Below are 23,334 nucleotides of genomic sequence, written 5' to 3'. Positions count from 1 at the left end.
CGTCCCTGCGCGATTTCTGCTTGGGTAGACGCAGGATTGTGGCTATTCACCCCGCTCGCGGTTCGCCGCTGGACAGGTGGCCGAGTGGTTTAAGGCAGCGGTCTTGAAAACCGCCGTAGGTGAGAGCCTACCGTGGGTTCGAATCCCACCCTGTCCGCCATAGCGGCCGCGACACGTTGGTCGACCGTTCGTCCCGTACATCTTTTCAATTATCGTCGAGCGACGACTTTGGCCGGACATTTTCCGGAGCAATTTCGTGACCCGCATTCGTATCATCCTGGCCACCCTGTCAGCAGTATCCGTAGCCGCGCCGACCGTTGTCCTTGCCCAGGACTGGCTGGGTCGCATGGCGCGTGGTGCGGCCCAGAGCGCCGCCCAGGGCGTGGTCAACAACGCCGTGTCAGGCGCGGCGAACGGGGGTGCGCACCAAGGCTCGACCGCGCCCTCGCCTCAGCCTGCCTCCACGCCCGCGCGCGCTCGGCAGGAACCGCAGATCGTTCCGGCGTCCAGTTTCGCGAACCCCGCGCCGATCAACTACACGACCGCCATGCGCAACCCGAACGACATGCGCTTCGGCGCCGATCACGAGGCGGCCAAGAAGGCTTATGAGGATTTCGGCAAGGTCGACTGCGACGATTGCGAAGGCGGCTACGCCTATGAAACCTGGATCCGCCATGCTCGCCGTGAGCTGATGGGTTTTCGGGTCCTGGAAAGCCGTATCGGCGGCATGGCCATCGGCGAATCGCTGGAATGGACCGGTAGCCGCGGCGCGCGCTACGCCCTGACCGTCGTAGACGATCAGCCGGTTGGAAGTTGGCCCTGCAAACAGGTCAAATGGACCGGCGACCGGGGCCCGGCGCACGCCGAACGCATGGGCCTGTACTGCCAGTTGAACAACAACTGGATGGATGTGTTCTAAGGGATCGAGCCGCCCCCGAACTCATCTTCGTCGTCTGGCCGCGCGCTGGTCGATAACCGGCGGATCGCTTTCCGGTTCTGGCTCAGGGTTCCGACCCCCTCAGAATTCGGAGCCCGGCCATGCGCATATCCGCCTTCGCCTCCCCCCTCATTGTCGTTGGCGCTCTCGCCCTGGTCGCGCCCGGAGCGGCCATGGCCCAGGATTTCCTGGGCGCCATCGCCCGCAGCGCCGCTCAATCCGCCGCGCAAGGTCTGGTCAATCGCGCCATCCAGGGCGCCACACGCCCCTTGACCACGCCCCCGGCGCGCCCGCCCGCAACCACACCGGCGACCACCACGCAAAACACCACCCGTCCCCCGGCCGCCGCCTCGACACCGCCGCAGGCCACAGCCGGAGGGCTGGCCCAGGACTTCCCCGCGCCGCGCCCCACCAATTTCACCGGTTCACTTCGCGATCCGACAGAGATGAAATTCTCGCAGGCGGACGAAGATGCCCGAAGGGCGTTTGACGAAGTCGGTCGCTACGCCTGCAGCAGCTGCGAGGGCGGCTACAATTTCGATTCTTGGGTCCGGCACGAAGTTCCCAAAATGTGGGGCCAGTATGTGCTCGAGAACCACCTCGGCGGTCTGGCCGTCGGCCAGGCTCTGCGCTGGACCGGCTCGCACACCCGCACCGCCTATGCGATCACCGTGGTCAGCGACCGCGCGATCGGCCAATGGCCGTGCAAGCAGCTGAAATGGACGGCCGACCGCGGCACGACTCACGTCGAACGCCTCGGCCTGATCTGCAAACCGACCGACAACTGGCACACCGCCTGTGACCGACGGGAGCCGGCTGGATCAGACCAGCCGGCTCTGCACCACCGCCGCGCCGATGAAGCTGGCGAACAGCGGGTGCGGCTTGAACGGGCGGCTCTTCAGCTCCGGGTGATACTGGACGCCGATGAACCACGGATGGTCCGGGCGCTCGACCGTTTCGGGCAGGACGCCGTCGGGCGACAGGCCGGCGAAAACCAGACCGGCCTTCTCCTCGATCGCTTCGCGATAGTTGATGTTGACCTCGTAGCGGTGGCGGTGCCGCTCGCTGATGTCGGTCGCGCCATAGATGTCGGCGATCTTCGATCCGGCCTTCAGCGTCGAGTCATAGGCGCCCAACCGCATGGTGCCGCCCAGGTCGCCGCCCTGCTGGCGCAGGACGCGCTGGTTCCCTTGAGTCCATTCGGTCATCAGACCGACGACGGGCTCAGCCGTCGGGCCGAACTCGGTCGATGACGCCTTGGGATAGCCGGCCAGATTCCGCGCCGCCTCGATCACCGCCATCTGCATGCCGAAGCAGATGCCGAAATAGGGAATCTTGCGCTCGCGGGCAAAGCGGGCCGCCTCGATCTTGCCTTCGGCCCCGCGCTCGCCGAAGCCGCCGGGCACCAGTACGGCGTGGGCGCTGGCCAGCCGCGTCTCGCAGGCCTGGGGATCGCCCTCGAAGGTGTCGGCCTCGACCCAGTCGATGTTGACTCGAACATTGTTCGCCACGCCGCCGTGATGCAACGCCTCGATCAGCGATTTATAGGCGTCCTTGAGAACCGTATATTTGCCGACCACGGCGATATTGACCTCGCCATCCGGATGCAGCCGGCGCCGGACGATCTCTTCCCAGCCGGTCAGGTCGGGCTCGGGCGCGTCGGTGATGCCGAAATGAGCCAGAACTTCGCTGTCCAATCCCTCGCGGTGATAATCCAGCGGCACGGCATAGATATCGGCCGAATCCATCGCCTGGATCACGCCGCTTTCGCGCACATTGCAGAACTGCCCGATCTTGCGCTTTTCGTCGGCCGGGATCGGCTGCTCACAGCGGCACAGCAGGATGTCCGGCTGGATGCCGATCGAGCGCAGTTCCTTGACCGAGTGCTGTGTCGGCTTGGTCTTCATCTCGCCGGCCGTCTTGATGAACGGCAACAGCGTCAGGTGGACAAAGCACGACTGGCCGCGGGGCAGGTCCTGGCCCAATTGGCGGATCGCCTCAAAGAACGGCAGCCCCTCGATGTCGCCGACCGTGCCGCCGATCTCGACCAGAACGAAATCCACGTCCTCACCGTCATCGGTCAGGGCCTTGGTCAGGCAGAAGGATTTGATCTGGTCCGTAACGTGCGGAATGACCTGGACCGTGGCGCCCAGATAATCGCCGCGCCGTTCCTTCTCGATGATCGTCGAATAGATGCGGCCCGTGGTGATGTTATCAGACCGCGCCGCCGACACACCAGTGAAACGCTCGTAGTGGCCCAGATCCAGGTCGGTTTCCGCGCCGTCGTCGGTCACAAAGACCTCGCCGTGCTGATAGGGGCTCATCGTGCCCGGATCGACGTTCAGATAGGGGTCCAGCTTGCGCAGGCGGACCTTGTAGCCGCGCGCCTGCAGAAGAGCGCCGAGAGCGGCGGAGGCGAGGCCTTTTCCAAGCGAGGAAACCACGCCGCCGGTGATGAACACATAGCGAGCCATGGGCGGACACCTTACTCCATGATTCGCGGCGCGGGCATGGCCCGATCGCGAACGAACTGTTGATCAAAAGAAGAAAGCGCGCCCTGCGGCGCGCTTTCCTGAACTCGGTGGTGGCTCCGGCCCTACTGGGCCGGCGGGGAGGCCGGGGCCGTCTGGGTCGATGGGAGGCTGGCCTCCAGATCATCCAGCGACGGAGCCGCCGGTTGGGCCGGGTTGGTCGCGGCGGGCGCATCAGCGGCCGGCGCGGCGGCCTGGCCGCCCACGGCGATGGAGCCCACGGCGCCCGCATCGATGATCGAACGCGACGCCTTGCGCTCCATATTGCCCGCGACGGTCAGGCCGATGGCGCACAAGAAGAACATGATCGCCAGGATCGACGTTGCCCGCGTCAGCAGATTGCCCGCACCGCGCGCGGTCATGAAGCCCGAAGGCCCGCCGCCCATACCCAGGGCGCCGCCCTCGGAGCGCTGCAACAGGATCACCCCGGACAGAGCGACCGAGATCAGGATCATCGCGACGAGAAGAATGGTCTGAAGCATGGTGACATTCATGTGGGCGCGGACGTGCGCCGATCAAGCGGCGGCGTCTAACACTGATGCGGCTCGCGGGCAAACCATGGCCGACATCGACTGCCGTCAGGCCGCGCGGATGATTCCCAGAAAGTCCGCCGCCTTCAGCGACGCTCCGCCGACCAGCGCGCCACCGACCTCGGCCGTGGCCAAGATCTCCGCCGCGTTCGAAGGCTTGACCGAGCCGCCGTACACAATGGGCGCGGCGCGCCCCGCTTCGCCCAGCTTCTCAATCAACGCTGCACGCACTGCGGCGTGGATTTCCGCAATCTGCTCCAGCGTGGGCGTCAGGCCCGTGCCGATGGCCCAGACCGGCTCATAGGCGACGGCCCACGATCCACCTGACACCGCTGCGGGCACGGAACCCAGCACCTGACGGGTCACTACGGCGACCGCATCACCCGCCTCGCGTTCGGCCAGAGTCTCGCCGACGCAGATAATGGGCTCCAGCCCCTGCCCCACGGCCGCCTCGGCCTTGGCGGCGATGTCGGCGTCCGTCTCTCCAAAGGCGGCTCTTCGTTCCGAGTGACCGACGATCACCAGCGACGCTCCTGCATCCTTCAGCATCCCTGCCGAAACCGAACCGGTACAGGCTCCCGAAACCGCAGCGTGACAGTCCTGTCCGCCCAGTTCGACCGCGCCGCCCGCCAGAATTCGGCCCATTCGCTCGATCAGGGTCGCGGGCGGGCACAGGGCCACACGGCATGACGCGGCGTCCTGCGCCAAGGCCGCCTTCAGAGCCTCGGCTTCGACCAGATCGGCGGCGACGCCGTTCATCTTCCAATTGCCGGCGATCAACTTCACGGATTGTTTCATGCCCGCCTGTCTAGGACGGTATAATGGTCAAGCCAAGCCGTCCGCTTGCGGTCTGGCGCGGCGCCCCGTAAAGCCCGATGCGGCACACCGCGTCGCCCGGTCGACCCTCAGGTTCATTCGATGATTTCGCACTTCCGCAGCTTCGCCAAATCCAAATGGGCCGCCGGCCTGTTCGCCCTGCTGATCCTCAGCTTCCTGGTGGTCGGGGCGCAATCCGACATCTTCGCCAGTCTGGGGCCGAAGCACGTCATCGACGCGGGCGAGCGCAGCGTGGACCAGACCCAGTTCCGCACCGAGATGGATCGCGTGCGAAACAACCTGCAGCAGCAGGCGAGCCGCCCCGTGACCTTCGAGGACATGGCCAAGGAGAACATCCACCTGCGCTATCTGGAGAGCCAGACCCAGCGTCTGGGCTTCCTGGACTGGGCGTGGAAGGTCGGCGTTCGCCCCGGCAAGGAGCTGGTGCTGAAGGAGATCCGTCAGATCCCGGCCTTCTTCAACTCCATCACGGGCCAGTTCGACCAGCAGCAGTATCAGCAGGCGCTGGCGCAGCAGAACCTGACCCCAGCCATGCTGGAGCATGAGTTCCGCGACCAGTACGCCACCAACCATTTCGCCGCCGGCCTGTTCGCCGGCGCGCGCACGCCGCGCATCTATGGCGCCCTGCTGGCCGGTCAGGCGATGGAATCGCGCGATGGCCGCTGGTTCGCCGTGACCCAGGCCATGGCCGGCGCCGCGCCTGCCCCCACCGACACCCAGCTGACCGCCTTCCTGAACGAGAACGCCGCCCAGCTGCGCCGTCCGGAATTCCGGACCGCCTCGGTCGTCCTGTTCAGCCCCGGCGGCACGGCCGCGGCGCCGATCGACGAAAAGCGCATCCAGGAGCGGTTCGAGTTCCGCAAGGCCGCCCTGTCCCAGCCGGAAACCCGTTCGTTCGTCACCCTGTCGGTGCCGGACAAGGCCAAGGCCGACGCCGTCGTCGCCGCCCTGCGCGGTGGTCAGGATCCGGAAGCGGTCGCCCGCGCCAACGGCGTCCAGCCCCAGACCTATGCCGGTTCGCCGCAAACAGCCGTGGGTGACGCCGCCGTCGGCGCCGCCATCTTCCGTCTGGCTGCCGGTCAGGTGTCTGATCCGATCCAGGGCCAGGTCGGCTTCACCGTCGCCAAGGTCGCCTCGGTCAGCCCGGGTCGCCCGGCCACGCTGGAAAGCGCCCGCGAGGCGCTGATCCAGGAACTGCGCGCCGAGGACGTAAAAGGCGCCGTCTACGAAAAGGTCGAGCAGTTCGAAAAGGCTCGCGAGCAGGGCAAGCCCCTGGCCGCCGCCGCCGAAGAGGTCGGCGCCCGGATCGTGCAACTGCCGCCCTTCACCGCCGATGGCCGCCTGCCGGACGGTCAGCAGTTGAACGCTCCGCCGCAAATCTTCACCACCGCCTATGGCCTGGCCAAGGGCGGCGAGAGCGAGGTCGTGGACGCCGGTCAGGGTCAGTATTTCGCCCTGCGTCTGGACGACGTGAAGCCTGCCGCCCTGCCGACCCTGGATGAAGTCCGCGCGCCGCTGGCCCAGCAATGGACCCTGCGCGAAAACGCCAAACGCCTGGCCGCCAAGGCCGAGGAACTGGCCGGCCGCATCCGCTCGGGTCAGGACATCGGCGCCGTCGCCACCTCGGCCGGCGCGACTGTCACCACCAGCAACGGTGTGAAGCGCGATCGCGAAACCCAGGAGTCTCTGGGCCAGGGCCTGCTGATGGGCCTGTTCGGTCAGGGCCGCGGCCAGACCTTCGTCCAGCCGCAATCGCAGAACACCTACGTCGTCGGCCGCGTCGAACAGATCCACGCCGCGACACCGGCCCTGGCCGCTCCGCTGGCCGAACAGGCGCGCGGTCAGCTGACCCAGGAACTGGGCAACGCCCTGGTTGAACGGTCGGTCGCCGCCGCCGCGACGCGCTCGGGCGCGCGCAACAATCCGGAGCTGGCGCGTCAGGCCCTCGGCCTGACCACGCCGACCCCGGCCCCGGCGGCGCCCACCGCTCCCGGGAAATGAGCCACGGCGACGACTTCGCGGCCTTTTCCAAGGGACTGACCGCCGGACGGCCACAGGTGGTGGTCCGGCGTCTGGTCGACGATCTGGAGACCCCGGTTTCGGCCTATCTGAAGGTCGGCCGGGGTCGCCCCTACGCCTTCCTGCTGGAATCGGTGGAAGGCGGCGCGGTCAACGGCCGCTATTCCATCATCACCCGCGAACCTGATGTCGTCTGGCGCTGCCGTGACGGTCAGGTTGAGGTGGCGCGCGGCGGCGATGTCGCGACCGCCCGGTTCACGCCGACCGAAAGCCTCGCGCTCGACTCCCTGCGCGCGCTGATGGCCGCTTCGCGTTTCGATCTGCCGGATGACCTGCCGCCCATGGCCGCCGGTCTGTTCGGCGTGTTCGGCTATGACATGGTCCGCCTGCTGGAGCCGCTGGGCGCGCCCAATCCCGATCCGCTGGACCTGCCCGACGCGGTGCTGACCCGTCCGGCGCTGGTCGCCATCTTTGATTCGGTGAAGCACGAGATCGTGCTGGTCTCGGCCGCCTATCCCGATGCAGGCCTGTCGCCGGACGCCGCCTGGACCGCCGCGGTCGCCCGGCTGGACGCCTTCGAGAACGAGCTTCGCGCGCCCCTTCCCGCCCGATCCCGGCCGCAGCCCGCGCCAGCGCCTGCGTTCACCTCGCCCGTCGGTCCCACCGACTTCGACGTCATGGTCGCAGCGGGCAAGGATTACATCAGCTCGGGCGACGTGTTTCAGGTCGTGCTCAGCCACCGTTTCTCGGCCCCGTGGAACACCGACCCCTTCGCCTTCTACCGCTCGCTGCGGCGGCAGAACCCCTCGCCCTACCTCTTCTATCTCGATTTCCAGGACTTCCAGCTGGCCGGCTCCAGCCCCGAGATCCTGGTCCGGCTCAAGGACGGCGGCGTGACCATCCGCCCGCTGGCCGGCACCCGCCCGCGCGGCGCCACGCCCGAGGCGGACAAGGCGCTGGAGGTCGAGCTTCTAGCCGATCCCAAGGAACGCGCCGAACACCTGATGCTGCTGGACTTGGGCCGCAACGACGTTGGCCGCGTCTCGGCCCCCGGCACGGTCGAGGTGACCGAGAGCTTCGTCGTCGAACGCTACAGCCAGGTCATGCACATCGTCTCGAACGTCCAGGGCCGGGCGGATCCGTCCATCGACGCGGTCGACGCTTTGCTGGCCGCCCTGCCCGCCGGCACCCTGTCGGGCGCGCCCAAGGTGCGGGCGATGGAGATCATCGACGAGTTGGAGCTGACCAAGCGCGGCGTCGGCTATGGCGGCGGCGTGGGCTATATCTCGGCCAGCGGCGAGGCGGACATCTGCATCGTCCTGCGCACCGCCCTGTTCGCGCGCGACCAGATCTTTGTCCAGGCCGGCGCCGGCGTCGTGGCGGACAGCGACCCAGCCGCCGAATACGCCGAAACCCTGGCCAAGGCCCGCGCGCCCATGCGGGCGGCCGAGGACGCCTGGCGCTACGACATCGTCGGTTAGCGGCTGACGCGCGCCTGCGGGTTCTCGACCTCAAACCCCGGCCCCAGCACGACCGTCCCGGCCATCAGCAAGGCCGCACAGGCCGCGAAACCGGCCGCGGCCAGCGCGCGCCACGGGCTTTCGGCACGCACGCGCGGCGGCGTCAGCAGCGCTCGCGCCTGTTCGATCTCGGCCGTCACGTCGCGCATGAATCCCCCCTCAGCGGCGACAATAGCGCGCATCGCGGGTTAAGTTTTCGCTTAAGGTCATCCCCCGCTTGGCGCGTGCCCGCCTGACGCCTAGAAGCGGGGCATGATCCTGGTCGTCGATAACTACGACAGCTTTACCTACAACCTTGTCCACTACCTCGCGGAGTTGGGCGCGACGACGCACGTCATCCGCAACGACGACCTAACGGCGGACGAGGCCTGGGCCTTAAAGCCCGAGGCCGTGCTGCTGTCTCCAGGCCCCTGCGCCCCGGATCAGGCGGGCATCTGCCTGCCGCTGATCGACACGGCGCCGCTGGACATGCCGATCCTGGGCGTCTGCCTGGGCCATCAGTCGATCGGTCAGGCCTTCGGCGGCGAGGTGATCCGCGCCAAGACCCTGATGCACGGCAAGACCTCGCCCATCCTGCACGACGGACGCGGCGTGTTCGGCGGCTTGCCTTCGCCGTTCACAGCCACCCGCTATCATTCCCTGGCCGTGCGCCGCGAGACCCTGCCTGACGTGCTGGAGGTCACCGCCTGGACCGGGGACGGCGAGATCATGGGCCTGTCGCACCGGACCCGCCCGATCCACGGCGTCCAGTTCCACCCCGAGTCGATCGCCACCGAACATGGCCACGACCTGATCGCCAACTTCCTGACCCTCGCCGGCGTAAAGCGGCTCGCGACCGTCTGAGATGGCGGACGGGTTCAAGCCTCTGCTGGCCAAACTGGTCGACGGTCGCGTGCTGTCGGCGGGCGAGGCGTACGCCTTCTTCGCCGCCTGCCTGCGCGGCGAGCCGACCCCGGCCCAGGTGTCCGCCGCCGTCACCGCCCTGCGCATCCGGGGCGAGACGGTGGACGAGATCGTCGCCTTCGCCAGCGCCATGCGCGAGGCGGCGCTGTCGCTGGACCATCCCTTCGACGAGGTGATCGACACCTGCGGCACGGGGGGCGACGGGGCGCATACCTATAACATCTCCACCGCCGCGGCCTTCGTGCTGGCGGGCGCGGGGCTGAAGGTCGCCAAGCACGGCAACCGGGCCATGAGTTCGAAGTCCGGCAGTTCCGACGTGCTGTCGGTGTTAGGCGTGAACCTGGCCGCCACGCCGGCGCAGCAGGCCCGCGCGCTGGATCAGGCAGGCATCGCCTTCCTGTTCGCCCCCACCTATCACGGGGCCATGCGTCACGTAGGTCCGGTGCGCGCTGAGATCGGTTTCCGTACGGTTTTCAACCTTCTGGGGCCGCTTTGTAATCCGGCGCACGCGACGCGCCAAGTGATGGGCGTCTATGATCCCGCCCTGCTGGAACCGCTGGTCGAGGTGCTGGGCCGTCTGGGCGCCCGGCGCGCCTGGACCGTCCACGGTCAGGGTCTGGACGAACTGACCACCACGGGCCCGACCGAGGTCGCGGAATGGAAGGCCGGCGCCGTCCGCCGCTTCACCGTCACGCCCGCCGACGCCGGCCTGCCGCTGGCCACGCTGGCGGATCTGCGCGGCGGTGACGCAGAGGAGAACGCGGCGGCGCTGACCGCCCTGCTGGCCGGCTCGCCCGGCGCGTACCGCGACATCGTTGTCCTGAACGCCGCCGCCGCCCTGGTGGTCGCCGACCGCGCATCGGACCTGAAGACCGGGGCCGAACTGGCCGCCGCCGTTATCGACGACGGCCGCGCCGCTGCCGCCCTGACGACACTGGCCCGTATCTCCAGCACTCCCATAGAACCGGACGAGGCCGCATGACCGACGTTCTGGCGCAGATCGCCGCCTACAAGCGTGAAGACGTCGCCGCTCGCAAGGCCGCAACCGCTCAGGACGCCGTCGAGGCGCTGGCGAACGCAGCCTCTGCCCCGCGCGGTTTCCGCGCCGCCCTTGAACAAACCGCCGAGGAAACCGGCCGCCCTGCCCTGATCGCCGAGATCAAGAAGGCCAGCCCGTCCAAGGGCCTGATCCGCGCGGACTTCGACCCGCCTACCCTCGCAAAAGCGTATGAGCGCGGCGGCGCCACCTGCCTGTCTGTCCTGACCGACGGCCCCAGCTTCCAGGGCGACGACGCCTTCCTGGTCGCCGCCCGCGACGCGGTCGCCCTGCCCTGCCTGCGCAAGGATTTTCTGGTCGATCCCTGGCAGGTGGCCGAGAGCCGGGCCTTGGGCGCCGACTGCATTCTCATCATCCTGGCCATGGTCGACGACGCCCTGGCGGCCGAGTTGCTGGCCGAGGCCGAGCGCTTCGGCATGGACGCCCTGATCGAGACGCACGACGAGGCCGAGATGGTCCGTGCGTGCAAGCTGGGGGGCGATCTGGTGGGCGTGAACAACCGATCCCTGCGCACGTTCGAGGTCGATCTGGACGTGACCGAACGCCTGTCCATGCTCAGCCCCGTGCGCGCCCTGCTGGTCGCCGAAAGCGGCATCTTCACCCCCGAAGACGTCGAACGCGTCGCCGATGCCCACGCCCAGGCCATCCTGGTCGGCGAAAGCCTGATGCGTCAGCAGGATGTCGAGGCGGCGACACGGGGACTTCTCAACGCGGCCTAGCCTCAATCGGCGCATGCTGGTCGCAACCGGTTGCCTTCCTCCGGTCTTCCATGCTGTTTGCCCCCGACGGAGCCCGCCGGGCGCCCCCCCCCAACCTTGGAGTGCTCGCGTGACTGTTCGGCAGGACCTCGTTGATCGTCTGTTCTTCGGACGCGACCCCCTCAAGGATTTCCCTGCCGGCGTCATGGAGACTGACCTGCAGGGCTGGCAGTCGCAACACAAATACCTGACCGAAGCCATCCAGATCGTGGCCCCCAAGGTCATCGTCGAAATCGGAGTCTGGAAAGGCGCCTCGGTCGCGACCATGGCCAAGGCGCTGAAGGCCCAGGGCGCCGACGCTGTCATCATTGCGATCGATACCTGGCTGGGCTCCAGCGAGCATTATCTGGAAGAGCGATTCGCCGAGTCCCTGGACTTCGAAGACGGCTACCCGCGCCTCTATCGCCGGTTCGCCGCCAATATCTGCAACGAAGGTCTGCGCGACTATGTCCTGCCGCTACCGCTGGACAGCCTGAACGCCTTCGAGGTCCTGAACGCCCGTGAAGTGCGGCCCGACGTCATCCATATCGACGCGGGACACGACTATGCCTCCGTCATGGCCGACCTCAAGGCATGGTGGCCGCTACTGCGGCCGGGCGGCGTGCTGATCGGCGACGACTATCACGCCGAGCGCTTCGGCAAGGACAAAGGCAAGTGGCCCGGCGTCCGTCAGGCTTTCGACGAATATTTCGCCGCCCACCCGCACACCGGATTCAAGAGCGGCAAGGGCAAATGCCTGGTGACGAAACCCTCTGCCTGACCGTCGAGCACGCCTAACCGCCGTTAAGTTGACATTAGGCAAGAACACTTACAGAACATCGGCAACGGTTCACGCCTTGTTCTGGAAGCCCGACGCCGATGCTCACTCGCAAGCAGCACGAACTCCTGATGTTCATCCACGAACGCATCAAGGAGACGGGCGTCTCGCCCTCCTTCGACGAGATGAAGGAGGCGCTGGATCTGGCGTCCAAATCGGGCATCCACCGCCTGATCACCGCGCTGGAGGAAAGGGGCTTCATCCGCCGCCTGGCGCACCGCGCCCGCGCGCTTGAGGTCGTGAAACTGCCCGAGGCGGCATCCGCCGGCGCGCCGCGCGGCCACGCGGGCTTCAAGCCCGGCGTCATCGAAGGCGGCGCCCGCGCTCGGGTCGCCGAACCGGCCAACGACACCCGCGAACTGTCGCTGATGGGCAAGATCGCGGCGGGCACGCCCATCGACGCCATCGAGCATGAGACCGCCCGCTATCCGGTGCCCGAAGCCATGCTGGGCGCCGGCGAACACTATCTGCTGGAAATCGAAGGCGATTCGATGATCGAGGCGGGTATCCTGGACGGCGACATGGTCGTCATCAAATCCACCGACAGCGCCTCGTCCGGCGAGATCGTGGTGGCCCTGGTCGAGGGCGAGCAGGCCACGCTGAAACGTCTGCGCAAAAAGGGCGCCTCCATCGCGCTGGAGCCCGCCAACCGCAACTATGAGACCAAGATCTACGGCTCGGATCAGGTCGCGGTTCAAGGCAAGCTGGTCGGCCTTATCCGCCGTTATCACTGAAATCGGGATCGGCCTGGCGCGTCCACGGCCGGTCTCCCCTGACATCCACCGCCCACAGGGCGCGCCAATGTGCGCCGTTGCGCCACAGCTCGACCGAGCCGCCGTGCGCATAGTCTGTCCCGTCCAGCACCAGTCGCCCGTCACAGCTTGACGGCAGGTCAATCAGCGCCGCGCGGACGCTGACGACCGGGGCCGACCGGCACAGGATGTCCATCTGCTCCATCGTCGGCGCCTTGCGTCCCCACCACAGCGCCACCGGCCCGGCCTCTGACGTCTGCGGGGCGCAGACCGAGCGCTGGCAGACCCAGCCCTCGTTCGGACGCGGCGTCAGTTCCAGCCCTCGCCGCCGTGACCACAGATCCGCTGCGAACTGGCGCACGCCCGGCCGCACTACGACCGCCTGCTCGGCTCCCATGAAGGCGGCGTTGGTTCCGCCGTCCCCGATCCACAGGTCAGGCGGCGCGGGCCGCGGCCAGATCAGCACCGCCGCCGCCAGCGGCAGACCCAACAACCTCAGCCGCCCGCGCCACAGGCACAGGATCAGTATGCCGACGAAAGCGATCGGCAGGGCCACCGCCGGTGCGCTGGCGATCGTCCGCACTGCGCCCGGCAGACCGGCCGTCCAGTGACCGATGGCCAGCATCATGTCGACGCCCTTCCCCGCCAGCCACAGGAACGGCCCGCCCAGCCCCAACGGCTCCAGCGCCGCGCCCAGCGCCAGCGCCGGCATCAGGATGAAGTCTGCGATCGGCGCCGTGGTCAGATTGGCCACCAGCCCATACAGCGCCGTCCGGTTGAAATGCTGCATGGCGAACGGCCCCGTCGCCATGCCCGCCACCAGGCTGGCCGAACAGGCGACGACGAGCCAGGCGCCCAGCCGCTGCGCCACCACGATGGGCCAGGGCGCCGCGAATTCCCGGATGCGCTTTGGCCACACCTCGACCAGCGCGACCAGCGCCGCCGTCGCGGCGAACGACATCTGGAACCCCGGCGTCACGATCGCCTCGGGCTGCAACAACAGGACGACAAAGGCCGCAACCGCCAGCGCGTGCATGGTCACCGCCTGCCGGTCCAGCAGTATGGCCGCAAAGGCGATGGACGCCGTGATCGCCGCCCGTTCCGCCGGGGGGGGGGCGCCCGAAATCACCAGATAGACGCTGACGGCGATCAAGCCCGCGACCGCCGCGATCTTCTTGCCCGGCGCCCGCAGCGCCAGCCACGGCCATGCCGCCACGCCCAGCCGCACCCCGAAGAAGACAAAGCCGCCGACGATGGCCATGTGCAGGCCCGAAATCGACAGGATGTGCGCCAGTCCGGAATCCCGCATGGCGTCCAGATCCTCGCGTCCGATCCAGGTTTCATGCCCCGTGGTCATGGCCGCCGCCACACCGCCGGTCCGCTCGCCCAGCCGCGCCACGATCCGCTGCGCCAAGTCATAACGGACAGCGTTGACCTTCATCGCCAGCCGCAATCGCCACGGCGCCGGCGCCAGATCCGTCGGCCGCGTCTCACCCAGGCCGAACAGCGTCCCGCCCATACCCTGGAAATAGGCGTTGCGTCCGAAATCATAGGCGCCCGGACTGGCCGGCGGCGGCGGCGGATTCAGTATCCCGTACAGGCGCACGGCCGCGCCGGGCGGCGGCGGCGCGCCCCGCACCGTGGCCCTGAGTCGCGTCGGTGTCGCCTCGGGCGTCAGGCCGCGTATCCGCACCGGCGCGATCACCACGCGCGCGCCGCGCTCGCCCGGACTGTCGACGTCCAGCACCCATCCTTCGACTGTGACCGGCTCGCTCATGGCCGGCGCGATAGGCCCGCTGACCGCCAGGGTTCGCAGCTTGGCCACCGCCAGACCGCCGCACAGGCAGGCCAGCATCAGCAGCGTCAGCGTCCATCCCCGAGCCAGACCGACCCGGCGTCCCACAATCCAAGCGCCCGTTGTCAGGGCCGCCGCCAGCGCCAGCGGCCACAGCAGCGGTTCGGCCTTCAAACTGAAATAGATCGCGCACCCGCCCCCCAAAAACACGGGCGCCCACAGCCGCCACCGGTCGGTCTGATCCGCGACCTCGGCGCGCATCCCGTCACGAAGCCGCGCGGCGAGGCTTCGCATCCGCGCATCGGGGCGTATAAGGGCGTCCGCAACGGATCCCGCCTGAATGACCTCTTCCTCGACCGTCGTCACCCGCTTCGCCCCCTCGCCCACCGGCTATCTGCACATAGGCGGCGCCCGGACCGCGCTTTTCAACTACCTTTACGCGAAGGCGCGCGGCGGCAAGTTCCTGATCCGTGTGGAAGACACCGACCGCGAGCGGTCCACCGACGATGCGGTCAAGGCGATATTCGACGGTCTGAGCTGGCTGGAGCTGTTCGCGGACGAGGAACCCGTGTTCCAGTTCAGCCGCGCTGACCGCCACCGCGAGGTCGCCGACCAGTTGCTGGAAAACGGCCACGCCTATCGCGATTTCCTGACGGCCGAGGAAACCGGCGCCCTGCGCGACGCGGCCAAGGCCGAGGGCCGTAGCTTCGAATCACCCTGGCGCGACCGCGCGCCCACGGTCGATGATCTGGCCCGGCCGCACACCATTCGCTTCCGCCGCCCCACCGACACCGCCGTGGTCGTAGACGACGCGGTCCAGGGCTCGGTCCGTTGGGAATCATCCGCTCTGGACGATCTGGTCATCGTCCGGTCCGACGGCGCGCCCACCTATAATCTGGCCGTGGTGGTCGATGACCACGACATGGGCGTGACCCACGTGATTCGCGGCGATGATCACCTGAACAACGCCGCCCGTCAGAGCCTGATCTATGACGCCCTGGGCTGGACCCGGCCGACCTTCGCCCACATCCCCCTGATCCACGGCCCCGACGGCGCCAAGCTGTCCAAGCGGCACGGCGCCCAGGCGGTCCATGAATACGCCGAGATGGGCTATCTGCCCGAGGCGATGCGCAACTATCTGGCCCGTCTGGGCTGGGCCCACGGCGACGATGAACTGTTCAGCGACGAACAGGCCCAGGCCTGGTTCGACCTGCCCGGGGTCGGCAAGGCGCCGGCCCGTCTGGACTTCGACAAACTGGCCCACGTCAACGCCCACTGGCTGCGCCTGGCCGAGGATGACCGCCTGGCCAAGCTGGCGCTGGACGTCCACCTGTCGCGGGGCCGCACGATCCAGCCCGATGACGAGGAACGCCTGCTGCGCGCCATGCCGTTCGTAAAGGACCGGGCCAAGACGGTCCTGGAACTGGCGGATCAGACCGAGTTCGTCCTCAAGGCCCGTCCCTTGGCCGTCGATGACAAGGGGCGCAGCCTGCTGTCCGGCGAATCGGGCGAGCGCATCGCCCGCCTGCGCGACCGTCTGGCCCTGTTCGCCAGCTGGGACGTTTTCGCCTTGGAAGCCGAACTCAAGGTCTTCGCGGAAGAAGAAGCCGTAGGCTTCGGCAAGATCGGGCCCGCCATGCGGGCGGCGCTGACCGGCGGGTCCGTTTCACCCGACATCGCGCGGATTCTGGCGGCAATTGGGCGTGATGAGAGCCTCGGGCGCTTGGATGACGCGCTGCAACATACTAAGTGAACAGGCATAACCCATCGGCCCGTCGCCTCCCCGCGTCGGACTCGAAGAAAAACGAAGGGCCCAGATGACCGAGAAATCCCAAGCCGCCGGATCGGCGACCCTGACCTACGGCGAAAACAGCGTCGAACTGCCTGTTCTGTCGGGCTCGACCGGTCCCGACGTCATCGACATCCGAAAGCTGTATGGCGGCACGGGGGCCTTCACCTTCGACCCGGGCTTCACCTCGACGGCCTCGTGCGAGTCGGCCCTGACCTATATCGATGGTGACGCGGGCGTGCTGCTGCACCGCGGCTATCCGATCGACCAGCTGGCGTCGAAGTCGAACTTCGTCGAGGTTTGCCACCTGCTCCTGCACGGCGAGCTTCCGACTGCGGCCCAGTACGCCGAGTTCGAGAACAGCGTCACCATGCACACCATGCTGCATTCGCAGTTCGACCGCTTCTTCGAGGGCTTCCGTCGCGACGCCCACCCGATGGCGATCATGGTCGGCACCGTCGGGGCCCTGTCGGCCTTCTATCACGACAGCCTGGACATCCATGATCCGGTCCAGCGCAATATCTCGGCTATCCGTCTGGTCGCCAAGATGCCGACGATTGCGGCCCGGGCCTACAAATACCACATCGGCCAGCCCTTCATCTCGCCGCGCAACGACCTGTCGTACGCCGAGAATTTCCTGCGCATGTGTTTCGCCGTCCCGGCCGAGGATTATCATGTCGATCCGGCGCTGGTTCGCGCCATGGACCGCATCTTCATCCTGCACGCCGACCACGAGCAGAACGCCTCGACCTCGACCGTCCGTCTGGCCGGGTCGTCGGGCGCCAACCCGTTCGCCTGTATCGCCGCCGGCATCGCCTGCCTGTGGGGCCCGTCGCACGGCGGCGCCAACGAAGAGGCGCTGAACATGCTCAAGGAGATCGGCACGCCGGACAAGATTCCGGAGTTCATCCAGGGCGTTAAAGATCGCAAATTCAAGCTGATGGGCTTCGGCCACCGCGTGTACAAAAACTACGATCCGCGCGCCAAGGTCATGCAGCAGTCGGCCTATGAAGTGCTGGCCGCCACCGGCCGCGAGAATGATCCCCTGTTCCAGGTCGCCAAGGAACTGGAGAAGGTCGCGCTGCAGGACGAGTATTTCACCTCGCGCAAGCTGTTCCCGAACGTCGACTTCTATTCGGGCATTACCCTGTCGGCGATGGGCTTCCCGACCACCATGTTCACCGTCCTGTTCGCCCTCGCCCGCACTGTGGGCTGGATCGCCCAGTGGCAGGAAATGATGGCTGACCCCTCGCAAAAGATCGGTCGCCCGCGCCAGCTCTACACCGGCCCGACCGAACGCGACTACGTGCCGATCCAGTCGCGCGGCTGATCGAAGGTCATCGGCTTATGGCCGATCTGAATTTCCAGATGGATGGGGCGCAGCGGTTTCGCTGCGCTCTTTCCAATTCCGAGGTTCAGGCCGCGTTGGCTGCCTTCGATCATCTTCCCAAGGACCGGGCAGGCCTTCGGCTTGCGGGCATAATCGACCTGGCGTCTCTCGTGTCGGGCGACAGCGCCCTGGGATGCATCGCCGCCAAACTCATTGGCCGCCAGTCCAAGCCTGTGCGCGCAATCCTGTTCGACAAGAGCGAGGCGACAAACTGGAGCCTGGCCTGGCATCAGGATCGCACAGTCGTTGTCCGCCAGCGCATCGAGACGGCGGGCTACGGCCCTTGGTCTATCAAGTCCGGCCTGACCCACGTGGCGCCGCCCTTCGATATTCTGGTGGGTATGGCGACTTTGCGCCTGCATCTGGATGATGTGGACGAGAATAATGCGCCGCTGCTCATCGCGCCGGGATCGCATCGTATCGGCCGAGTGATTGAGCAGGAGATACCGGCGACCGTTTCACGACTGGGTATAGCGTCGTGCCTTGCGGACTCGGGTGACGTCTGGGCCTACTCAACCCCCATCCTGCACGCTTCAAAGGCTGCGGCTCTCCCGCGCCGCCGGCGCGTTCTGCAGGTCGACTATGCCAATCGTGACCTGGATGGCGGCCTGGAGTGGCTGGGGGTCTGATCCATCCCATGCCCCTGCTCGCATCGAGCGAGCATTGCCCATCATGAGATTTCAAGGGCTTGTCTCACAAATGGGCGTTCGACCTGGCGGTGCTCAGGACGGTGATAGACTGGCGCTTCCTTCTGCATCCGGAACGTCGCCTTGCCCTCTCCCCTTCCGTCTCACGCCTTTCCGCTCATGAGCGAGGCGTTGCACTACTTGCACTGATTGCACTGTTTTTTTCGCTTTGCACTGCAATCACCTCCAGCACTGCCTGGGCTGCCAGATCCGACGGGTCGCGTCCGCCGCGTCCCATCAGGTCCAGCGCGGCCGTCTGGCGGCGGGCCTGGTCGGCGGCGGCGGCCCGGTCATCCAGCAGGCGCGCGACCTCGGCCGCGACCTTCTCCGGGGTGGCGTCGTCCTGAATCAGTTCGCGGGCGATCTCCTGATCCGCCGCATGGTTGAACAGGGTCGCGTATTTTCCGGTGAAGAAGGGCCGCATGATCGCATAGCTGATCGGCGCGAACCGATAGGCGATGACCATGGGCGCCTCCGCCAGCGCCAGTTCGGTCGACACCGTGCCGCTGGCCGCCAACGCCACGTCACAGGCCCGCATGGCGTCGTATTTGCGATCTTCCTGAACCAGATGCACCCGGAACGGCCAGGCCGCGACCCGCGCCGTCACATCCTCGGCCACCGTTCCGGCCGCCACCACGGCGACCTGAAGGCCGGGATGGCTGGCCCTCAGCCGCGCCACAGCCTGTTCAAACACCGGGGTCAGAAGCCGGACCTCGGATGGCCGACTGCCCGGCAGCACCAGCAACAGCGGCGCATCGGCGGCGATCCCCTGCTGGGCGCGGAAACGGGGGCCGTCCGCGCCGCTCATGTCCACATGCAGGGCGGCCGAGCCGACGACCGTGGTCGGCAGGCCCTCGCGCTCGAACCATGGCGCGTCAAAGGCATAGAGCGCCAGCAGATGATCCACCGTGTCGGCCAGGGTCTTCGCCCGGCCGGGCCGCGACGCCCAGACCTGGGGCCCGACGTATTTGATCAGCGGCACGTCCGGCATCACCTGACGCAGCGCCTTGGCCACTCGGATCGTGAACCCCCAGCTGTCGATCAGCACCACGGCGTCCGGCCGCTCGCGCACCGCCAGCGCCACGGTGTCCGCCACCCGTCGCTTGACCCGGCCATAGGCCTTCAGCCCCTCGATCCAGCCCAGCACCGACAGTTCGGCGATGTCGAAAGGGCTGCCCACGCCCTCGGCCGCCATCTTCGGCCCGCCCACGCCGACGAATGTCACGGCTTGGTCACGCGTCCGCAGCGATCGCGCCAGTCCGGCGCCCAGGGCGTCGCCCGACGCCTCGGCCGCAACCAGCATGATCTTCAGCGGCGTCATCGCGCCTCGCCCCAGACGAACAGGCCCAGACGATCCGCAGCCTCGATCACCGCCTCGCGGTCGATCAGGATCAGCCGACCGGCCACGCCCGCCACGCCCGCCAGCCCGGCGGCGGCCGCCAGTTCAATGGTGCGCGCGCCGATGACCGGCATGTCCACCCGCAGGTCCTGGATCGGCTTGGGCGCCTTGCCCAGCGCGCCTTTCAACGCCCCCGGCGCGCCGCGCAGATCGGCGGGCAGGCCGGCGACCCGCATCAGCATGGCGTCCGTCCCCTCCTGCGCCTCGACCGCCAGGACCAGGCCGTCGCACACGACCGCGCCTTGCCCGATATCAAGTTCGCCTGATTTTTCCGCGACGTGCAGCGCCTTCTTCAGGTCCACCATATGTTCGTCGGTGGGTCGCACCTGCCCCAGGGCGCCCATCGGCAGCGCCTCACCGCCCAGGATGTCGTCAGCGCCCTCGATCGCATATCCCTCGTCCTCGAACACCGACAGAACCTTGCGCAGCAGGGCGTCATCACCCTTGGCCGCTGCCGCCACCAGGCCCGGCAACACAGACGCCCCCTTAAGATCAGGCCTCAAATTCTTGAAATCAGGGCGATTCACATAACCCGCGAGACAGACAGAGCCGCAGCCCTGCGTTTTTAGCGCCTTCAGCACGCCGCCGATCTCGGCCATGCCGAACTCGGCGCCCGGCCAGCGCACCATATGCGGATCGGCGAACCCGGCCAGACGGATGACATACAGATCCCGCCCCTCGGCCTCGCAGCGCGCGGCGATCTTCTGCGGCAGTTCGCCCCCGCCGGCGATCAGGCCCAGCTTCGGGCGCTCGGTCATTCCCCGCCCGGCAAGCACAGCGGGCGCTTGGCGCCGTCACGGATGAAGGCGACGATCTCCATGATCTCGGGCAAGTCGGCATAGGTCGCTTCGACCCGATCCAGCCGCTCGGCGAAGACGCCTTCACCCTCGAACAGGTCGCGATAGGCGGCCAGCAGACGGCGTACCGCGTCCTTGCCGTATCCCTTTCGCTTCAACCCGATCAGGTTCAGCCCATGCAAGCTGGCGTGGTTGCCCCAGGCTGAGCCATAGGGGATCACATCCCGGGTCACGGCGGCCAGGCCGCCGACAATCGCGCCCTGTCCCACGCGGCCGTTCTGATGAACGGCGCACAGGCCGCCCAGGAACACCTTATCTCCGATCCAGGCATGGCCGCCCAGTGTGGCGTTGTTGGCCATGACGACATTGTCGCCCACCACGGCGTCGTGCCCCACATGGGCGCCGGTCATGAACAGTCCGTTCGAGCCGACGCGCGTCACGCCCGTTCCCTGGGGCGTGCCCCGGTTGAAGGTCGCGTACTCGCGAATAACATTGTCGGCCCCGATCTCCAGTCGGACCGGCTCGCCCCTGTAACCATTATGCTGGGGATCACCCCCGATGACGGCGAAGGGATGGATCACGGTGCGGGCGCCGACGGTCGTGTCCTGCTGGACCACGACATGACTGACCAGCCGGACCTCTTCGCCCAGGCTCACGCCCGGCCCGACAATGCACCAAGGGCCAATCCGGACACCCTCGCCCAGCACGGCCGAGGCGTCCACGACAGCGGTCGGATGGATGGTCACGCAGCGGGCTCCGCCACCGTCACGACCATGGCCATGAACTCCGCCTCGGCCGCCAGCTTTCCGTCGATGAAGGTTTCGCCCCGGAATTTGTAGGCGTCCCCACGCGCCCGGATCACCTTGACCTCCATTCGCAATTGGTCGCCTGGCCGCGCCGGCTTGCGGAAGCGCACTCCGTCGATGGACATGAACATGATGACCTTGTCGGCCACCGCCACATCTAGCGACTTGGACATCAGCAACGCGCCCGTCTGGGCCATGGCCTCGACGATCAGAACCCCGGGCATGACCGGATCAATGGGGAAATGCCCAGGGAAGAAGGGCTCGTTATGGGTGACGTTCTTGATGCCGACGATCGAGGTCGCGGCGACAAAGTCTTCGGCCTTGTCGACCAGCAGGAAGGGATAGCGGTGCGGCAGACGCCGCATCACCTCGGCATAGTCGATCTTGCTGTCTTCGCTCATGATTCCTTCGGGCCCTTCTTCCGACCCGCCTGTTTGGCCAGCCAGATCGCCTCACGCAAGGATTGGCGCAAGGGTTTGGCGGGATAGCCGGACCAGGTTTCACCTGCCGGCACGTCGGCCAGAACCCCGGCCCCGGCGGCGATCCGCGCGCCCTGGCCGATGGTGATGTGGTCGCCCACGCCCGCCTGCCCGCCGAACATGACATTGTCGCCAACTGTGACCGAGCCGGAAATCCCGCTGTGCGCCGCCATCAGGCAGTTACGACCGACCACGCAGTTGTGGGCGATCTGGACCAGATTATCGATCTTGGTGTTCTCGCCTACGACGGTGTCGTCATAGGCGCCCCTGTCGATGCAGGTATTGGCGCCGACCGTGACGTTGTCCTGGATAATCACCCGCCCCAGTTGGGGGATATCCACCGGTCCCGTGCGGGACGGCGCTGCGCCGAAGCCGGCCTCTCCAATCCGTGCGCCCGACAGGATGCGCACCCTGTCGCCGATCAGACAGAAGGCCAGCGACACATTCGCCCCGATCACACAGTCTCGTCCGATCTGCACGCCCGGGCCGATCACCGTATTGGCGCCGATCTCGCTGCCCCGGCCGATCCGCGCGCCCGCACCAACCACAACGCCCGGAGCCAACAGTACGGCGTCGTCTTCGACGACCTGGGCCCTATCCGCTGATCGATCCAGCCGGTGGGCCCGGTGCAGCAAAAGGGACGCTCTTGCCCAGGCGGCCTGCGCCTCACCGGATTCGATCACGGCGATCCTGGCTGGAACCGCATCGACAAAGGCGCCGGCCACGATCACGCAGCCGGCGCCTGTTGTCGTCAACCGGTCCGCCAGCTTGCGGTCCGACAGAAAGGCCAGTTCGGTCTCCCGAGCCGTAGCCAGGGGCGCGACCGCCGCGATGTGGCGCTCTCCTCCCCTGACAACCCGACCTCCGACCTGTTCGGCGATCTCGGCCACGGTGAGTGGCGCGAGCGTTTCGAAAAAGCGGTTGTCAGGCATGATTACCCTTACTGGGCCTGCTGGACCGGAACCTGCAGGCGGCTGAAGCTCAGGGTCGGCAGGGCGGCATTGGCGCGCTGGATGATGACATCGGTCACATCCATGGCCGGGTTCACCATGTAGACGCTCTCGCGATCGATCATGATACCACAGCCGCGCTCTTGATAGACGGCGACCAGGATCGGTTCGATCACTTCGGTGATCTTCTTGCGCTGTTCCGACAAGGTGTAGCGAAGCTCGTTGTCGCGGGTCTGCTCCAGTTGCTGGGCTTCCTGAACGCGCTGTTGCAACGCCTGACGGCGCTGGTTCTGCTGATCAGCCGGAATGGTCTGGGCGCCGGCTTGCAGGGCCTGGGCTTCGGTCTGGATCGCGGTGGCGTAGGGCTGCAGCTCGCCGCGAACCTCAGTCGCCAGTTGCTCCATGCGGGCCTGCACAGCCTGACCGGCGGTCGACTGCGCCATAGCGCGCTGGTTGAAATAGACGCAGACGCCCGGCAGCGCCGGGCCGGGGTTTTGCGGACCTTGAGCTTGGGCGGCGGCGCCCGTGGCGGCGAGCGAAGCGAGGGTGAAAGCGCCGATAGCGAACAGTTTCATGGCAGGC

At 67.3% G+C, this 23,334-nt stretch carries 23 protein-coding genes and 1 tRNA gene; 12 read left to right on the top strand and 12 right to left on the bottom strand.

The features are described from left to right. Positions 1-70: 70 nt before the first annotated feature. Positions 71-160, top strand: a tRNA-Ser gene (locus EON91_RS04205). A 96-nt stretch (positions 161-256) separates the two neighbouring features. Further along, entirely contained in the window at positions 257-919 is a 663-nt protein-coding gene (locus EON91_RS04200; protein WP_292091819.1) for a hypothetical protein, read from the top strand. A 232-nt stretch (positions 920-1,151) separates the two neighbouring features. Here the strand turns inward: EON91_RS04200 and EON91_RS04195 are convergent, their stop codons facing one another. The 4 genes from EON91_RS04195 to tpiA form a co-directional block, all read right to left on the bottom strand. Then, on the bottom strand, positions 1,152-1,358 hold the full coding sequence (locus tag EON91_RS04195; protein WP_292091818.1) for a hypothetical protein: 207 nt from the start codon (positions 1,356-1,358) through the stop codon (positions 1,152-1,154). Between the two features lie 400 nt (positions 1,359-1,758). After that, the gene (locus EON91_RS04190; RefSeq protein ID WP_292091817.1) at positions 1,759-3,411 is read right to left on the bottom strand and encodes a CTP synthase; all 1,653 of its coding nucleotides are present in this window, start codon (positions 3,409-3,411) and stop codon (positions 1,759-1,761) included. A 122-nt stretch (positions 3,412-3,533) separates the two neighbouring features. Next, on the bottom strand, positions 3,534-3,950 hold the full coding sequence (gene secG, locus EON91_RS04185; RefSeq protein ID WP_366250162.1) for a preprotein translocase subunit SecG: 417 nt from the start codon (positions 3,948-3,950) through the stop codon (positions 3,534-3,536). Between the two features lie 96 nt (positions 3,951-4,046). Further along, positions 4,047-4,796, bottom strand: coding sequence for a triose-phosphate isomerase (gene tpiA, locus EON91_RS04180; RefSeq protein ID WP_292091815.1), 750 nt, complete (start codon positions 4,794-4,796; stop codon positions 4,047-4,049). Positions 4,797-4,916: 120 nt separating this feature from the next. On the opposite strand from tpiA, the gene EON91_RS04175 reads away from it, so the two are divergent. Beyond that, positions 4,917-6,836, top strand: a complete 1,920-nt coding sequence (locus EON91_RS04175) for a peptidylprolyl isomerase (RefSeq protein WP_292091814.1) — start codon at positions 4,917-4,919, stop codon at positions 6,834-6,836. Continuing rightward, positions 6,833-8,335, top strand: a complete 1,503-nt coding sequence (gene trpE, locus EON91_RS04170) for an anthranilate synthase component I (protein ID WP_292091813.1) — start codon at positions 6,833-6,835, stop codon at positions 8,333-8,335. Before EON91_RS04175 ends, trpE begins: the two co-directional genes overlap by 4 nt. Here trpE and EON91_RS04165 read toward each other — a convergent pair. Continuing rightward, positions 8,332-8,523, bottom strand: coding sequence for a peptidoglycan-binding protein (locus EON91_RS04165; protein ID WP_292091812.1), 192 nt, complete (start codon positions 8,521-8,523; stop codon positions 8,332-8,334). The genes trpE and EON91_RS04165 overlap by 4 nt on opposite strands. A 103-nt stretch (positions 8,524-8,626) precedes the next feature. Between EON91_RS04165 and EON91_RS04160 the strand changes: the two genes are divergently transcribed. From EON91_RS04160 to lexA, 5 genes are all read left to right on the top strand, one after another. Beyond that, a complete protein-coding gene (locus EON91_RS04160) occupies positions 8,627-9,217 on the top strand; it encodes an aminodeoxychorismate/anthranilate synthase component II (protein WP_292091811.1) in 591 nt (196 codons plus the stop codon). A gap of 1 nt (position 9,218) precedes the next feature. Then, entirely contained in the window at positions 9,219-10,259 is a 1,041-nt protein-coding gene (gene trpD, locus EON91_RS04155; protein ID WP_292091809.1) for an anthranilate phosphoribosyltransferase, read from the top strand. Further along, positions 10,256-11,053 carry an indole-3-glycerol phosphate synthase TrpC gene (trpC, locus tag EON91_RS04150; protein ID WP_292091807.1) on the top strand — a complete coding sequence of 266 codons (798 nt, stop codon included), beginning with the start codon at positions 10,256-10,258 and terminating at the stop codon, positions 11,051-11,053. Before trpD ends, trpC begins: the two co-directional genes overlap by 4 nt. Before the next feature lie 109 nt (positions 11,054-11,162). After that, entirely contained in the window at positions 11,163-11,852 is a 690-nt protein-coding gene (locus EON91_RS04145) for a class I SAM-dependent methyltransferase (RefSeq protein ID WP_292091806.1), read from the top strand. Between the two features lie 98 nt (positions 11,853-11,950). Further along, positions 11,951-12,643 carry a transcriptional repressor LexA gene (gene lexA / locus EON91_RS04140; protein ID WP_292091805.1) on the top strand — a complete coding sequence of 231 codons (693 nt, stop codon included), beginning with the start codon at positions 11,951-11,953 and terminating at the stop codon, positions 12,641-12,643. Here the strand turns inward: lexA and EON91_RS04135 are convergent. Continuing rightward, positions 12,624-14,750, bottom strand: a complete 2,127-nt coding sequence (locus EON91_RS04135; protein ID WP_292091804.1) for a ComEC/Rec2 family competence protein — start codon at positions 14,748-14,750, stop codon at positions 12,624-12,626. The two genes, lexA and EON91_RS04135, sit on opposite strands and share 20 nt — an antisense overlap. A gap of 46 nt (positions 14,751-14,796) precedes the next feature. Between EON91_RS04135 and gltX the strand changes: the two genes are divergently transcribed. From gltX to EON91_RS04120, 3 genes are all read left to right on the top strand, one after another. Continuing rightward, a complete protein-coding gene (gene gltX, locus EON91_RS04130; protein ID WP_292091802.1) occupies positions 14,797-16,209 on the top strand; it encodes a glutamate--tRNA ligase in 1,413 nt (470 codons plus the stop codon). Between the two features lie 64 nt (positions 16,210-16,273). Then, a complete protein-coding gene (gene gltA / locus EON91_RS04125; protein WP_292091800.1) occupies positions 16,274-17,575 on the top strand; it encodes a citrate synthase in 1,302 nt (433 codons plus the stop codon). Positions 17,576-17,592: 17 nt separating this feature from the next. Next, the gene (locus EON91_RS04120) at positions 17,593-18,264 is read left to right on the top strand and encodes a phytanoyl-CoA dioxygenase family protein (protein ID WP_292091799.1); all 672 of its coding nucleotides are present in this window, start codon (positions 17,593-17,595) and stop codon (positions 18,262-18,264) included. Positions 18,265-18,439: 175 nt separating this feature from the next. Here the strand turns inward: EON91_RS04120 and lpxB are convergent, their stop codons facing one another. The 6 genes from lpxB to EON91_RS04090 are packed head-to-tail and all read right to left on the bottom strand — an operon-like array spanning position 18,440 to position 23,327. Next, the gene (gene lpxB / locus EON91_RS04115) at positions 18,440-19,642 is read right to left on the bottom strand and encodes a lipid-A-disaccharide synthase (RefSeq protein ID WP_292091798.1); all 1,203 of its coding nucleotides are present in this window, start codon (positions 19,640-19,642) and stop codon (positions 18,440-18,442) included. Next, positions 19,639-20,478, bottom strand: a complete 840-nt coding sequence (gene lpxI / locus EON91_RS04110; protein WP_292091797.1) for a UDP-2,3-diacylglucosamine diphosphatase LpxI — start codon at positions 20,476-20,478, stop codon at positions 19,639-19,641. The genes lpxB and lpxI overlap by 4 nt, the downstream gene beginning before the upstream one ends. After that, positions 20,475-21,263, bottom strand: coding sequence for an acyl-ACP--UDP-N-acetylglucosamine O-acyltransferase (lpxA, locus tag EON91_RS04105; protein ID WP_292091795.1), 789 nt, complete (start codon positions 21,261-21,263; stop codon positions 20,475-20,477). The genes lpxI and lpxA overlap by 4 nt, the downstream gene beginning before the upstream one ends. Next, the gene (gene fabZ, locus EON91_RS04100; RefSeq protein ID WP_292091794.1) at positions 21,260-21,724 is read right to left on the bottom strand and encodes a 3-hydroxyacyl-ACP dehydratase FabZ; all 465 of its coding nucleotides are present in this window, start codon (positions 21,722-21,724) and stop codon (positions 21,260-21,262) included. The genes lpxA and fabZ overlap by 4 nt, the downstream gene beginning before the upstream one ends. Next, positions 21,721-22,734: a UDP-3-O-(3-hydroxymyristoyl)glucosamine N-acyltransferase gene (gene lpxD / locus EON91_RS04095; protein ID WP_292091792.1), complete on the bottom strand. Its 1,014-nt coding sequence runs from the start codon at positions 22,732-22,734 to the stop codon at positions 21,721-21,723. Before lpxD ends, fabZ begins: the two co-directional genes overlap by 4 nt. An 8-nt stretch (positions 22,735-22,742) precedes the next feature. After that, positions 22,743-23,327 (bottom strand): OmpH family outer membrane protein, encoded by a 585-nt coding sequence (locus EON91_RS04090; RefSeq protein WP_292091791.1) that lies wholly within the window; start codon positions 23,325-23,327, stop codon positions 22,743-22,745. Positions 23,328-23,334 lie beyond the last annotated feature (7 nt).

Source organism: Brevundimonas sp. (genome assembly GCF_004210735.1).
GTDB lineage: Bacteria > Pseudomonadota > Alphaproteobacteria > Caulobacterales > Caulobacteraceae > Brevundimonas.
The sequence above is the reverse complement of the archived record's forward strand: the minus strand, read 5'-3'. Positions and strand labels throughout refer to the sequence as shown.

Excerpts from the sequence above, each read along its gene's own strand:
- EON91_RS04190 (WP_292091817.1), bottom strand. The coding sequence starts at position 3,411 with ATGGCTCGCTATGTGTTCATCACCGGCGGCGTGGTTTCCTCGCTTGGA.
- secG (WP_366250162.1), bottom strand. The coding sequence starts at position 3,950 with ATGCTTCAGACCATTCTTCTCGTCGCGATGATCCTGATCTCGGTCGCT.
- tpiA (WP_292091815.1), bottom strand. The coding sequence starts at position 4,796 with ATGAAACAATCCGTGAAGTTGATCGCCGGCAATTGGAAGATGAACGGC.
- EON91_RS04175 (WP_292091814.1), top strand. The coding sequence starts at position 4,917 with ATGATTTCGCACTTCCGCAGCTTCGCCAAATCCAAATGGGCCGCCGGC.
- trpE (WP_292091813.1), top strand. The coding sequence starts at position 6,833 with ATGAGCCACGGCGACGACTTCGCGGCCTTTTCCAAGGGACTGACCGCC.
- EON91_RS04165 (WP_292091812.1), bottom strand. The coding sequence starts at position 8,523 with ATGCGCGACGTGACGGCCGAGATCGAACAGGCGCGAGCGCTGCTGACG.
- EON91_RS04160 (WP_292091811.1), top strand. The coding sequence starts at position 8,627 with ATGATCCTGGTCGTCGATAACTACGACAGCTTTACCTACAACCTTGTC.
- trpD (WP_292091809.1), top strand. The coding sequence starts at position 9,219 with ATGGCGGACGGGTTCAAGCCTCTGCTGGCCAAACTGGTCGACGGTCGC.
- trpC (WP_292091807.1), top strand. The coding sequence starts at position 10,256 with ATGACCGACGTTCTGGCGCAGATCGCCGCCTACAAGCGTGAAGACGTC.
- lexA (WP_292091805.1), top strand. The coding sequence starts at position 11,951 with ATGCTCACTCGCAAGCAGCACGAACTCCTGATGTTCATCCACGAACGC.
- EON91_RS04135 (WP_292091804.1), bottom strand. The coding sequence starts at position 14,750 with ATGCGAAGCCTCGCCGCGCGGCTTCGTGACGGGATGCGCGCCGAGGTC.
- gltX (WP_292091802.1), top strand. The coding sequence starts at position 14,797 with ATGACCTCTTCCTCGACCGTCGTCACCCGCTTCGCCCCCTCGCCCACC.
- gltA (WP_292091800.1), top strand. The coding sequence starts at position 16,274 with ATGACCGAGAAATCCCAAGCCGCCGGATCGGCGACCCTGACCTACGGC.
- EON91_RS04120 (WP_292091799.1), top strand. The coding sequence starts at position 17,593 with ATGGCCGATCTGAATTTCCAGATGGATGGGGCGCAGCGGTTTCGCTGC.
- lpxB (WP_292091798.1), bottom strand. The coding sequence starts at position 19,642 with ATGACGCCGCTGAAGATCATGCTGGTTGCGGCCGAGGCGTCGGGCGAC.
- lpxI (WP_292091797.1), bottom strand. The coding sequence starts at position 20,478 with ATGACCGAGCGCCCGAAGCTGGGCCTGATCGCCGGCGGGGGCGAACTG.
- fabZ (WP_292091794.1), bottom strand. The coding sequence starts at position 21,724 with ATGAGCGAAGACAGCAAGATCGACTATGCCGAGGTGATGCGGCGTCTG.
- lpxD (WP_292091792.1), bottom strand. The coding sequence starts at position 22,734 with ATGCCTGACAACCGCTTTTTCGAAACGCTCGCGCCACTCACCGTGGCC.
- EON91_RS04090 (WP_292091791.1), bottom strand. The coding sequence starts at position 23,327 with ATGAAACTGTTCGCTATCGGCGCTTTCACCCTCGCTTCGCTCGCCGCC.